Origin of the sequence: Maribacter caenipelagi, assembly GCF_004364175.1 — a bacterium.
In the GTDB taxonomy this organism is placed as follows: Bacteria; Bacteroidota; Bacteroidia; order Flavobacteriales; family Flavobacteriaceae; genus Maribacter; species Maribacter caenipelagi.
The window spans coordinates 576251-589030 of record NZ_SNZW01000011.1; the positions used below are offsets into that span (position 1 = coordinate 576251).

Consider the following 12780-nt stretch of genomic DNA (forward strand, 5'->3'; position numbering starts at 1 on the left):
AGATAGCAATAGCATATGAGAGTTTTTAAATTTGGAGGAGCATCGGTTAAAGATGCAAATGCGGTTAAAAATGTAGTTAAGGTTTTGAAAGAGGTAGGGTATGAAAATACGCTACTGGTAGTATCGGCAATGGGGAAAACCACCAATGCCATGGAAGATATTATAAATGCTTATTTTAATGATAAGAAGGAAATACCTTCTAAAGTAGCCGAAATGGTAGATTACCATCATAGCATTGTATCTGAGTTATTTCCGAATGCACAACATGCTATTTATAAGGAAATAAAGGTTCTTGTAGATGAGATTAATGGCTTTTTAGTATGGAATAAATCGCCCAATTATAATTTTGTTTATGATCAAATAGTTGGATACGGAGAATTGATTTCTACCACAATAATTAGTGCATATTTTAAGGAAATAGGTATAGCGAATAATTGGTTAGACGTTAGAAATTTTATTAAAACAGATAGTAATTATAGAGATACTACGGTTGATTGGGAACGTACTCAGAAGAATGTAACCACCATAGATCAACGGGTGTTGAATATTACGCAAGGTTTTTTAGGTAGCGATGATAATAACTTTACCACGACTTTAGGTAGAGAAGGATCTGATTATTCTGCCGCAATTTTAGCATACTGTTTAAATGCCGATTCCGTAACTATTTGGAAAGATGTCCCGGGCGTTTTAAATGCTGATCCTAGGTATTTTGAAGAAACACAATTGTTAAATAATATCTCTTATAGAGAAGCTATAGAATTAGCATTTTACGGGGCATCTGTAATTCACCCAAAAACATTACAGCCTTTGCAACGTAAAGAGATTCCGCTTCATGTAAAATCTTTCGTAAATCCCACAGGTAAGGGAACTACTGTTGGTAAGGGTGTTGGTATAGAACCAAAAGTGCCGTGTTTTATAGTGAAGAAAAATCAGGTTCTAATGAAGTTGTCTTCGCTAGATTTCTCGTTCATAGTCGAAGACAGTATAAGTGAACTTTTTAAGTTGTTTCATCAGCATAAAATAAAGGTAGATTTAATTCAGAATTCCGCTATTAGTTTTTCTGTTTGTATCGATAATAAATTTGGTGGTTTAGAAGCGCTTTTGCAACAACTAAAAAGCAAATTCAAAGTAGCTCACCATGAAAATGTTTCTTTGTATACGATTAGACATTTTAATACTAAAGCGTTAGAATCGTTACAGAACGGTCATGAGCTGTTGTTAGAACAGCGTGGAACGGAAACGGTTCAGTTGGTAGTGAAGTAGTTTTAAAGCTATTTCGGTAATTTTTAATAGGTAGCTACAAACGCTATTTTCCTATATTTACAGTCTAATCGATGATGATTTATGGGTTTAGTTACCGCAAAGGAAATTGCCAAAGCTATCAACATGTCTAAATATGGAGTGTTTGGTACTTTTATTGGTTGGGTGTTATTGAAGGTAACGCGTTTATCTCGTATAAATAGAGACTACGATAGCATGGCTCATTTAGAAGGTGAAGATTATGCTAATGCTATTCTAAAGCTATATGAAATCGACTATGAAATTCCTGAGGAAGACTTTAGACGTTTGCCAAAAGAAGGTCCGTATGTAACTATTAGTAACCACCCACTAGGTGCTATTGATGGTATTTTGTTGTTCAAGTTAATGGTGAAACAACGACCGGACTACAAAATAATGGCTAATTTCTTATTACAAAGAATGGTGCCGTTAGAGCCTTTTGTTTTGCCAGTTAATCCTTTTACTGAACACAAAGATGCTAGAAGTAATTTAGCAGGTTTCAAGAAAACATTAGAGCATCTGAAAAATGGTCATGTATTAGGTGTTTTTCCGGCAGGAGAGGTCTCTACTTATAAAGATGGCAAGCTCATTGTCGATAAACCTTGGGAAGAAGCAGCTATAAAATTAATTAGAAAGGCAAATGTACCTGTAGTGCCTATTTACTTTCATGCCAAGAACAGTTCTTTATTTTACCGTATTTCTAAATTAGGAGATTCTTTAAGAACGGCAATGATACCTTCTCAAGTTTTTTCGCAAAGAAATAGACCCATAAAAGTGAGGATAGGGCAGCCGATTTCTTTGGCTACCCAAAAAGAACAACAGAGTTTAGAAGAATATACAGATCTTCTTCGTCGTAAAACTTATATGCTGTCTAACGCATATGAGAAAGAACGTTTAATAGACCAAATACCGACTTCCCTTAAAATACCTAAGCAACCTAAGAAAATTGCCGACGCCGTTCGTAAAGAGGTTATGGAGGGTGAAATAGAGAAGCTGAGGGAGAAAGATTGTCGTTTGTTGCAAAGTAAAAATTATGAAGTCTTTTTAGCAAAGGAAAAAGATATGCCTTTTATTTTGAAAGAAATAGGGCGACAGCGTGAAGTAACATTTAGAGCCATTGGCGAGGGTACGAATAAAGCGATTGACCTTGATAGTTTTGATAGCTACTATCATCATCTTTTTTTATGGGATTCCGAAGCTAAATGCATTGTAGGTGCCTACAGAATGGGAATGGGATCTGAAATTTTTCCGCAACATGGTATTGATGGTTTTTATCTTCAAGATCTTTTTAGGGTAGAACCAGAATTGTATGATATGATGGAGAACTCTATTGAAATGGGTCGTGCCTATATCACTAAAGAATACCAGCAAAAACCAATGCCGTTGTTTTTACTTTGGAAGGGGATTGTGCATACTACATTACGATTTCCTGAACATAAGTATTTAATAGGTGGGGTAAGTATTAGCAATCAGTTTTCGAACTTCTCTAAATCGTTGATGATCGAATTTATGAAGTCTAATTATTGGGATCCTTACGTAGCGCAATACATAAGACCCAAAAAGGAATTTAAAGTGAAATTGAAGGATGCTGATAAGGAGTTCGTTTTTGATGAAACCCAGGCAGATTTAAATAAGTTCGATCGTTTAATTGATGAGGTAGAACCAGGTAACTTACGTTTACCGGTGTTAATTAAAAAGTACATCAAACAGAATGCGAAAGTAGTTGCGTTCAACGTAGATCCATTGTTCAATAACTCGGTAGACGGATTAATGTATATTAAAATTGCAGATCTACCTGAGAGTACCGTAAAACCTGTGATGGAAGAATTTCAGGCAGAATTAGAGCGAAAATTATTAGAATCTCAAAATTTAGATGCAGAGGAGTAATTTAATCTATACCTACAACACTACTTCGTCGTTCAAAAAGTACATTATCTACCCATTGACCATGTAATTTGCCAATGCGCTCGCGTTTGCCGATCATTCTGAAACCTGTAGCCTCATGTACTTTTATACTGCCATAATTTGTGGGGAATACTCCAGATTGTAGCGTCCAAATACCTTCTTGTTCGCTTGCTTTTATTACATGTTCTAGTAATAATTTACCTAAGCCTTTTCCTCTACTGTTTTTAGAGATATAGACACTTATTTCTGCGACACCACCATATACGCATCTGCTAGAAACAGGTGAGAGTGCGACCCAACCCATAATTTCAGTATTGTTTTCAGCAACAAAACGGCAGGTTCTCATGTGTGCTTTGTCCCAAACTTCAAAAGTGGGTATATTGGTTTCAAAAGTGGCAATGCCAGTATCAATACCTTCTTTGTAAATTTTGGCAACGAACTCCCAGTCCGGTGCCGACATTTTTCTTATTGCTATATCTTTCATAATATCATATAGATTTAACAACAGCCACTACTGGGTGCGCAAGATGCTTGAGCAACTTCTGCAGTTTCAGGTACACCGCAAGTTTCTTTAGCCTTACAGTCTGTCTTTTCTACACCTAATTGCATTAAAATTTGACCATCTTTTATTTGGTGTGATAAAACAAATAATTGAGCAGTGTGAAATACCGAATTGCTATATTCAAATTTAACTTCGACATCTTTCTCCATAGGCTTTATTTGATCTACCTTGTTAAGAATACTCAATGCCTTATCGGCAACCATATAATCTCTTTTACCTATTTCTTCGGGACTCTCCCATAACTGAATAATTGTTTCTTTCCAGAAGTCCGTTCCAGCACCACAGTCAACAGAGTCGATAATAATGTTTTTAACTTCTGTAATGTGATAGTTTGCACCTACCAATTGACCAGGTGCATATTCAAATACCAAGCTTTTATCTGTGTTTTCTTTTAATAACGATAGAAATTCTTTTGTTTTCATGTCTATACTTTTTATTTAACAACAATTGCTTTTTGTGGTGTTGAAGAAAGAATTCAGTAAAGTTTGTACCTCTGTCCATTTTGAAAGATTAATACAATAGCATACTTTTTTACCTTCAATTTCACCTTTAATCAAATCTATACTCTTTAGCTCTTTTAAATGTTGCGAGATAGTTGGTTGAGCTAAACCAATTTCATCAACGATGTCATTACATATGCAAGATTCTTGCTGACTTATGTATTGAAGAATTGCAATGCGAGCAGGGTTTGACAATACCTTAAATATGATTGCCAACTGATTTTGCTCTACATTAAATATTTGTGTTTTCGTAATTCCCATTTCATATTTATATATTGCAATATTACGATAATAAACGATATAAAAAAAGCCAGATTATATTTTATCTAGCTTAAGTTTTTTAGAACCAAGGTTTTCTACCTACCTGATATGTGTTGTAAAATTCTTCATCTGATTTTGTTAGATAGATGATTCCTTCAATTAATCCTACAACTGCAGTTGCCGTAAGTATAAAACCTCCAATAACAAAACAAACAGTTATATAACCAATTACAGTAGCCCCTAATAAGATAAAACCTTCTTTTTGATATCCAAGTAAGAATTTATGAACCCCTAAAGAACCAAAGATGATTGCTAAAATACCAACTAAAACCTTTTTGTTTTCACCTCCAGCTCCGCTGAAAGCTTCTTTAGCCCCTGCTGTAAATTCATTGGCAGTTTTTTTTGCACTTTCACTGAATTCTTTAGCAGATTCTTTGGCATCTTCACTAAATTCTTTCGCTGATTCTTTAGCGTTATCAAAAGCATCTTCTGCTTTATCTCCAAAATCTTTATTCTCGTCTGACATTTTTGTTGTTGTTTGGTGGTTATTATAAGCGATAAATGTAGCAATTATTTTAACATCACAAAAATGCTTTATCTAATGGCTCCCAAAGTTCTAGCTTATTTCCGTCAGGGTCTAAGATCCATCCGAATTTTCCATATTCAAATTCTTCAATTTCTCCAACTACGGTGACGCCTTCTTTTTTTAACACTTCTAAAAGTTCAACAAGATTTTCAACCCTAAAATTCATCATAAAACTAGATTTACTGGGATTGAAATATTCTGTGTCTGCATTCATAGGGCTCCATTGCGTGGAGCAATCGTTTCCTTCTTTATCTTTCCACCAAAATGTACAACCGTATTGATCAGTGTTCAGTCCTAAATGCTTATTGTACCAGTTTTTTGAATGATCTGGGTCTTTTGTTTTAAAAAAGAATCCGCCCAAACCTGTTACTCTTTTTTTCATATCTTTTTATTTTTTGATATTCTTCTCGTATAAACTAATCCATTCTGTCGCAGTCATTTTTGTACATAGCTCTGCAATGAGTTCGTAAGGAATGTCATCCAAACTTTTAAACCGAACGCAACTTTTGCCCATGTCTAGTTTTCGTTTGCAATGAATAGGGTATTCGTTCTTAAACCAGTTCATTAGTGCGGGATCTGCATAAATACCGGAATGATAAAGTGCGATAAAGTTTTTCTGAGAAGCCAAATTAATAAAAGGCAAAGGTAGTTCTGGTTGTACATGATACCCTGCCGGATATAGTGAATGTGGAACTACATAGCCCAACATGCCATAACTTAATTGCTCTTCAAAACCATTGGGTAAATTCTTTGAAATAATACCTCTTAGCTTTTCAATTACCACTTTACGTTCTGGTGGTAGTTGTGCAATATATTCGTCTGGGCTGTTGGATTCATATTTCATACTATTCTAAAAATTTAGCTTTTATTTTGTCTACTACCGTTTGTGCTAACTTGATTTTACTTTCTACCGTCCAACCTGCTACGTGAGGAGATAGTATGACCTGATCAGAATGTATTAAATATTGAAATGCTTCTGGTAAATTATCATCTGTGAACATATTCTCAAATGAAGCTTTTTCATATTCCAATACATCTAAACCTGCGCCTAGAACTATGCCTGATTTTAAAGCGTCTACCAAAGCTGTAGTAATAATACATTTACCTCTGGCGGTATTAATTATCCAAATAGGATTTTTAAATTTCTCAAGAAACTCAGCATCGACCATTCCTATAGTCAATTCTGTCTGTGGTACATGTAAACTAACGACATCGACTCTATTTTGAAATTCCATTATACCTACTTGGCGGGCATTTTCATCTTCTACACCACCTTTAATGTCATAACAAATAACCTCTTCTACATCAAAACCTTTTAGCTTTTTAGCAAATGCTTTTCCCATATTACCGTACCCGATAATACCTACAACCTTACCTTCTAACTCAATGCCACGGTTACCTTCGCGATCCCATTTTCCGCTTCTAACTTCTTTATCTGCGGTGTTCAGTTTATTAAAGAGCGATAAAAGCATACCTAATGCATGCTCACCTACGGCATTACGATTGCCTTCGGGTGCTGCAGCAAGAAATATGCCAAGTGACTTAGCATGTTGTGTGTCAATATTTTCAAGCCCCGCGCCTAATCTGCCTATAAATTTCAAGTTCTTTGCTTTGTCTAAAAATGTAGCATCTATCGAAAATCTACTGCGAATTATGAGTCCGTCGTAATCTTCGATTTTAGCTTCTATTTCTTCTTTTGATGAGCTATAATCTTCATCGTTCTGAAAACCTAGTTCAGAAAATTGCTCTATTATTAGTGGGTGATTTATATCTACGTGTAATACTTTCATTTACGCTTAATTATATTTTGGGGTAATCTGTTTGTGTTTTTTTATCTTTTACGTTACCGGTGTGTGCGGTGCTTAATTTTTCAAATAACATGAGTTCTACAATTTCATCGTTTTTGGTCATGGGGCAGTGCTCAACACCTTTTGGTACTATAATAATTTCACCTTGTTGTACAACTTCGGTACGATCTCGAAACTGCATATAAAGCGTGCCTTTGACAACTTGAAAAAGTTCATCTTCATTTTCATGTGAATGCCATACAAACCCACCTTTAATCTTTGCCAATAAAACTTGCATATCATCGACAATACCTATTTGATGCGGATGCCAAAAGTCATTTACGTGATTATACTTTTCTTTTAGGTTGATACTTTTCATGTGTGTTCGTTTCATCCTGTATTAGGATAAAAGGATAGTTTAATTTCTATGATTGTAAAATTTGATATAGTAAGATACGCAAAGCACCACTATTCTAAAAAGAAGATGAGCTGTTTATTAAATGCCTAAAATCAATTTTGCTATAGAGAAGTAGATTAAAATACCGAAAATGTCATTACTGGTTGTAATGAAAGGTCCGGTTGCAATGGCGGGATCTATACCTCTTTTATCTAAAAATAGTGGAACGAAAGTACCAATGAATCCTGCTACTACGATTACCGCAATTAACGAAATTGAAATTGCCAATGAGGTTGGGAAATCTCCCTTCCATATCCATGTAAAAATCAATAATAAACACGAAAGAATAAATCCGTTCAGTAATGCCAAAAGCATCTCTTTAATCAATCGGCTACTTATACTTCCCTTAATATCATCATTTGCCAGACCTTGAACAATAATGGCACTAGACTGCACACCAACATTACCTGCCATTGCAGCTATTAGCGGAGTAAAAAGGAATAGTACGGTATATTCGCGAAACATTTCTTCAAAACCGCCCATAATAACCGCTGCCCCTGCACCACCAAAAAGACCTAGAATTAACCACGGTAAACGGGCTTTAGTAAGATCCCAAATGCTATCATCTGCTTCTACATCTTGTGATATACCCGCTGCCATTTGGTAATCGCGTTCAGCTTCTTCTTTTATAACATCTATAATATCATCAATGGTAATACGACCTACCAGTCTGCCTATTTCATCAACTACAGGTATGGCTTCTAGGTCATATTTACTCATTATTCTCGCCACTTCTTCTGGGTCTTCGTTGACGTTTACAGAATCTACGTTTTTTATAAAGACGTCTTTAATATGGGTTTTGGTCGAAGTGGTCAGTAAATCTTTTAATGATAATCTTCCTTTTAACTTGTCTTCGTCATCGACCACATAAATAGAATGTACCCTAGTAACATTCTCAGCTTGCGCCCGCATTTCTTTAACACAGGTAAGCACGTTCCAATTTTCATTAACCTTTACAAGCTCTTTCGCCATAAGTCCGCCAGCAGAATCATCGGCATATCTTAATAGGTCAACGATATCTTTTGCGTGTTCTCTATCTTCAATTTTAGAGATAACGTCTTGTATCTGGTCCTTGGGTAGCTCGCCAATGATATCTGCAGCATCATCTGTATCTAGTTCTTCTAGCTCACTGGCAATTTCTTTTGTAGAAAGACTGCTTAATATAGCTTCACGAACATCTTCATCTAACTCGGTAAGTACATCTGAGGTTTTGTCACTATCCAATAACTTAATTAGATAGGTAGCTTTTTCCTTATCTAATTCATTTATGATTTCGGCGACATCGGCATAATGCACAGCACCTAGCATAGAATTAAGCTCAGCATCATTGTTCTGTTCAATGAGCTGTTCTATTTCTATTACAAATTCTTCGGTTAGCTTAAAGGGTGTCATTTGCTATTTTGTTCGTCAATGCTATAAAATCGTCGACCGCTAATTGTTCTGGTCGAAGGTCAAATATAGTATCTTCTCTTAAATTATCTGATAATGTAAATGTTTTTAAACTGTTACGTAAAGTCTTTCTTCGCTGATTAAAGGCTGTCTTTACCACCCGATACAAAAGTTGCTCATCGCAAGAAAGTTCAAAATTCGCTTTACGGGTTAATCGTAATACCCCCGACTGTACTTTCGGCGGAGGATCAAAAACATCTGGTTCAACGGTAAAAAGATATTCAGCGTCGTAAAAAGCTTGTACCAAAACTGAAAGAATACCGTATGCCTTACTACCTTCTGATGAGCAAATACGTTGCGCAACTTCTTTTTGGAACATCCCCGAAAATTCAGGAATTTGATTTCTTAGCTCCAACATTTTAAAAACGATCTGCGTAGAAATATTATATGGGAAGTTACCGGTTATGCCAAATTGCTCATCGCCAAATAGGGTTGAAGTATCAAAATTTAAAAAATCGGCTTCAATGACCTTAAAAGTACCATCACCTTTAAATGCTTTAGGGTGTTCTAACGGAAAAGTTTCGTTGAGGTAGGTGATAGACTCCGTATCCAAATCCATAGCCACTAAATTACTATCTCGTAATAGCAGGTATTTAGTTAGTACGCCTGTACCCGGACCTATTTCTATTACATTCTTATAATCTTTTTGTAATAAGGTTTCGGCAATTTGTTGGGCAATATCTTCATCTTTCAAAAAATGTTGACCTAAATATTTCTTTGCTTTTACAGGACCTTTTTCGTAATGCTTTTTGTGAGCATTCTTATCACCTTTATTCTTCTGTCTTTTCGTTCCCATAGCTCTATTTTAACGGTGCCTTATTTTGCAATATAGGTCCAAGCATTTTTTCCTGAAGCTAATTGAATTTGTATTCTTTCGTAAGCTTCGCCTTCGTATCTATCTGCTTTTTGTAATTCTTGATGAGATAGGGTATACACTTGCCCTTTTATAGCATCTTCTTTATCTCCTGTATGTTGCAGCGTAGGGTAGAGGTCTGCCACTTTTATGTCAGATAACGTATACAAAGGTAATTCGTCTTCGAATCCGTTTAAAGGTCTCGCGAAAACTCCTAATTGCACTTCTCTTTCTTGTAAAGTACCGTACGTAAATAGATAATGTGTAGCAGTTGCTCTTTGCACAAAGAACTCATCTACCACTTCTAATTCGGTTTTAAAAGAAACCAATTGACCAGCAAATTTCTTTTGAATACTTTCTATTAGCGAAGGTGCATCTTCTTTATAGTACCTTTCTAACGTAGCTTTGTCAGCTACGGTATACTGAACCGAATATGTGAAACCGCCCATGTCTTCTTCTACCAAAACTTTAGTAAACTTTGCACTTAAGAATTTACCGGTTGAAAGCACTTGCGGAATATGGGTTTCTTTCATCCACTGCAACCAGGTTTCATGAGCTGTTTCTTCAATATTCGTGGTAACGTTATATATATACATGGGTTATATCAAGTTCTATTTGAAATGCAAAGTTAGTTCAACTAAGGCTTAAAACGAATTAGATAATACCTGATTTTAATTTATAGCGTCTCCCCTTAAAATTCTAAAGTTCTTTCTTGCTTCAGGAAAATAGTAACTGTCTTGATAATTGTAGATAATTTTCTCGTACTGTTCCTTAGCCTTTTGAGGATCGTTCAATACTTGTCTATACAATTCGCCCAGAGCATAATAGGCATCATCGGCTAGAATGCCATTGCCGTAGAACGTGATGATTTTTTGATAGTTTAATTGTGCTTCCTCGTATTTCTTTTGCTTATCAAATAATTGTGCTTGTTTTAAAAGCGCCTCGTCTTCAATTTTTTCTCCCTTATGGTTTTCTAAAATATCGTCCAATGCAGTTATTGCCTCATCGGTTTTATTTTGGTAGGCTAAAAAATCTGCCCTGGCATATTTTTTTAAAGCGGTTTGTGTAGAGTCTTCAAGTGAATTATCTGAAATCAGTAGGCTCAACTGCATAGCATCGTTGGCTATTAGTTGAGAGGTAGAACTTCGCAGTACTTTCAATTGCGTTAATGCCCAATCGAAATCTCCTTTATAGAAGCTAGTTTGTGCTACCTTATAACGAGCATCTTGACCTAAAACATCATTTTTTAATTTTTGCTGAATCTGAGAGAAGTAGATGAGTGCTTCGTTAAACTTTTTATCATAGACCAAAATATCGCCTAATGCTAATTTTAAATATGCGGTACCTCTGTCACTTAATGGCAACTCTAAACTATTCTTCAATAATTTTTCTGCAGGTGCAGGATCGTTCTTTGTAAACGTTAGAAAATTAGCGTAGGCCACTTGAAGTTGTAACGATTGTGTTTGGTAGCCATATTCATCTACTAAGGCTTCGTATTTTTTTTGAATAGCATCTAATTGATTGCCAGAAGCATTTAATAGTTCAATATCAATGAGGTTTAACTCCGCATCTAATTGAGTTATCTTATTGTTGGTATTTTCAATAATATAGCTGTAGATATCTTTGGCAATTTCACGTTCTTCATTGTCTAGGGCATCATTGCCTAAATTTTCTAGCCGCGTGGTGGAGCTACCGTTCATGCGTTTGAAAATGGCTTTCTCTTGTCTAAATGCACTACCATATTGCTTTTGTTGAACGAATAACCAGCTTAAGAGTTCGTTCCAAAGAATATCAGGATTCTTTTGGGCACGCTCCAATAATACTTTTTTTAAAAGGATGTTATTTTTGTTCTCTGCATCTTCAGAAACGAAATCATCAATACTTCTTAATATGTTAGATTTAGATGTTTTGCCATCAATAACAAGATTTAAATATGAATTATACATCGCTTCTACATTGCCTTGTTCCCCATAAATTCTGGCAAGTTGAAAGTTGAAGTTTAGTGCAGGATTTAGCTTCATTGATGTTTGAAAGGCTTTTATAGCCATATCTAAAAGACTGTATTTTTGAAATTGAAGACCTATAGCGTATCCGTAATTAGGATTTTTAGAGATGATGCCCAACGCTTTATCATAATAGGTTTGTGCCATTTCTTCTTTTTCTTGAAGAGCATAATTGTAACCCAAATCTATTAATAACGTTGGGTAAGGATTGCGGTCTTTTAGACGTTGATTTAAAAAATCTTCAGCTTCTTTGTAGCGTTCTAATTGCTGATAGCAAGCAACTAAATCTTGTACGTATTCTGTTCTTCTCGGGTTTTTCTCTACTAATTTTTCGTAGAAAACAACCGCTTTTTCAAAATCACCATCAGCAAAATATTGCTTTGCCAAGAAATCATCTTGGGCAAAGGCGAAAGTAGATAGAGCTAAATATGTTATTAGGAAAAAGATAAACCGCATAATCAAATATACATAGAATGCGGTAAGTTGTTGTTAAGTAGATGCTAACAAGCACTTGTTTTTACGAGATACTAACTTTGATTTTTTAGTGAGCGAATCTTGTAGTGACTATAGTATTAATGTGACACGATTTTAAGACCTATAATTGAACCTATTAATGTTGTAATGAAAAGTATACGTAAAAAAGTAGCTGGTTCTTTGAATACGAATATACCAACTAGTACTGTGCCTACGGCACCAATTCCCGTCCATACTGCATAAGCGGTACCGATTGGTAATGTTTGTGTCGCTTTCACTAATAGTATCATACTTATGGCAAGTGCAACTAAAAACCCAACATACCACAAGTACATTTCATTGCCAGTAGTTTCTTTGGCTTTACCTAAACAGAAAGCAAAGGCTACCTCAAAAAGACCCGCGATTATTAATAATGCCCAATTCATAGTTGTACAGATTTAGTAAAAGTAAAGGTCAATAATCTTTACAATTTATTCATTGTAATGAAGGTACTTTTTTAATGTGGTGCCTTTACAGATAAACGAAAGATTTTCGTTGTAAATATCTTGGTTGCTGCAAGCAAGAAAGACCGATAGCAATAAAATTGGTTTAAGTTTATAATAGGTGTTTAGGGTATATTTTATGGGGGCTAAAAGACTGTCTGTTTACATTCGCTAAGGATAAGA

General features: G+C 35.3%; 15 protein-coding genes. 2 read left to right on the forward strand and 13 right to left on the reverse strand.

Going from position 1 to position 12780, the window contains the following annotated elements; genetic code table 11:
- Window positions 1-15: 15 nt before the first annotated feature.
- Complete coding sequence (locus tag DFQ03_RS03300; RefSeq protein WP_133671597.1) at window positions 16-1263, forward strand: aspartate kinase; 1248 nt, start codon at window positions 16-18, stop codon at window positions 1261-1263.
- A gap of 81 nt (window positions 1264-1344) precedes the next feature.
- Complete coding sequence (locus DFQ03_RS03305) at window positions 1345-3165, forward strand: GNAT family N-acyltransferase (protein ID WP_133671598.1); 1821 nt, start codon at window positions 1345-1347, stop codon at window positions 3163-3165.
- 1 nt (window position 3166) lies between these two features.
- Here the strand turns inward: DFQ03_RS03305 and DFQ03_RS03310 are convergent, their stop codons facing one another.
- The 13 genes from DFQ03_RS03310 to DFQ03_RS03370 form a co-directional block, all read right to left on the reverse strand.
- Entirely contained in the window at window positions 3167-3667 is a 501-nt protein-coding gene (locus DFQ03_RS03310; RefSeq protein WP_133671599.1) for a GNAT family N-acetyltransferase, read from the reverse strand.
- Between the two features lie 14 nt (window positions 3668-3681).
- The gene (locus DFQ03_RS03315) at window positions 3682-4167 is read right to left on the reverse strand and encodes a DUF6428 family protein (protein WP_133671600.1); all 486 of its coding nucleotides are present in this window, start codon (window positions 4165-4167) and stop codon (window positions 3682-3684) included.
- 15 nt (window positions 4168-4182) lie between these two features.
- Window positions 4183-4506 (reverse strand): ArsR/SmtB family transcription factor, encoded by a 324-nt coding sequence (locus DFQ03_RS03320; RefSeq protein ID WP_133671601.1) that lies wholly within the window; start codon window positions 4504-4506, stop codon window positions 4183-4185.
- Window positions 4507-4585: 79 nt separating this feature from the next.
- Window positions 4586-5032 carry an NINE protein gene (locus DFQ03_RS03325; protein WP_133671602.1) on the reverse strand — a complete coding sequence of 149 codons (447 nt, stop codon included), beginning with the start codon at window positions 5030-5032 and terminating at the stop codon, window positions 4586-4588.
- Between the two features lie 55 nt (window positions 5033-5087).
- On the reverse strand, window positions 5088-5474 hold the full coding sequence (locus DFQ03_RS03330; protein ID WP_133671603.1) for a VOC family protein: 387 nt from the start codon (window positions 5472-5474) through the stop codon (window positions 5088-5090).
- A 6-nt stretch (window positions 5475-5480) separates the two neighbouring features.
- Entirely contained in the window at window positions 5481-5936 is a 456-nt protein-coding gene (locus DFQ03_RS03335; RefSeq protein ID WP_133671604.1) for a DUF1801 domain-containing protein, read from the reverse strand.
- A 1-nt stretch (window position 5937) separates the two neighbouring features.
- On the reverse strand, window positions 5938-6882 hold the full coding sequence (locus DFQ03_RS03340) for a 2-hydroxyacid dehydrogenase (RefSeq protein WP_133671605.1): 945 nt from the start codon (window positions 6880-6882) through the stop codon (window positions 5938-5940).
- Between the two features lie 10 nt (window positions 6883-6892).
- On the reverse strand, window positions 6893-7258 hold the full coding sequence (locus tag DFQ03_RS03345) for a cupin domain-containing protein (protein ID WP_133671606.1): 366 nt from the start codon (window positions 7256-7258) through the stop codon (window positions 6893-6895).
- Between the two features lie 117 nt (window positions 7259-7375).
- A complete protein-coding gene (gene mgtE, locus DFQ03_RS03350) occupies window positions 7376-8728 on the reverse strand; it encodes a magnesium transporter (RefSeq protein ID WP_133671607.1) in 1353 nt (450 codons plus the stop codon).
- Window positions 8715-9581, reverse strand: a complete 867-nt coding sequence (gene rsmA / locus DFQ03_RS03355) for a 16S rRNA (adenine(1518)-N(6)/adenine(1519)-N(6))-dimethyltransferase RsmA (protein WP_133671608.1) — start codon at window positions 9579-9581, stop codon at window positions 8715-8717. The genes mgtE and rsmA overlap by 14 nt, the downstream gene beginning before the upstream one ends.
- A 20-nt stretch (window positions 9582-9601) precedes the next feature.
- Window positions 9602-10234: a DUF4286 family protein gene (locus tag DFQ03_RS19175; RefSeq protein ID WP_133671609.1), complete on the reverse strand. Its 633-nt coding sequence runs from the start codon at window positions 10232-10234 to the stop codon at window positions 9602-9604.
- Window positions 10235-10309: 75 nt separating this feature from the next.
- On the reverse strand, window positions 10310-12097 hold the full coding sequence (locus DFQ03_RS03365; RefSeq protein ID WP_133671610.1) for a tetratricopeptide repeat protein: 1788 nt from the start codon (window positions 12095-12097) through the stop codon (window positions 10310-10312).
- A 116-nt stretch (window positions 12098-12213) separates the two neighbouring features.
- Window positions 12214-12540 (reverse strand): DMT family transporter, encoded by a 327-nt coding sequence (locus tag DFQ03_RS03370; RefSeq protein ID WP_133671611.1) that lies wholly within the window; start codon window positions 12538-12540, stop codon window positions 12214-12216.
- Between the last annotated feature and the right edge of the window lie 240 nt (window positions 12541-12780).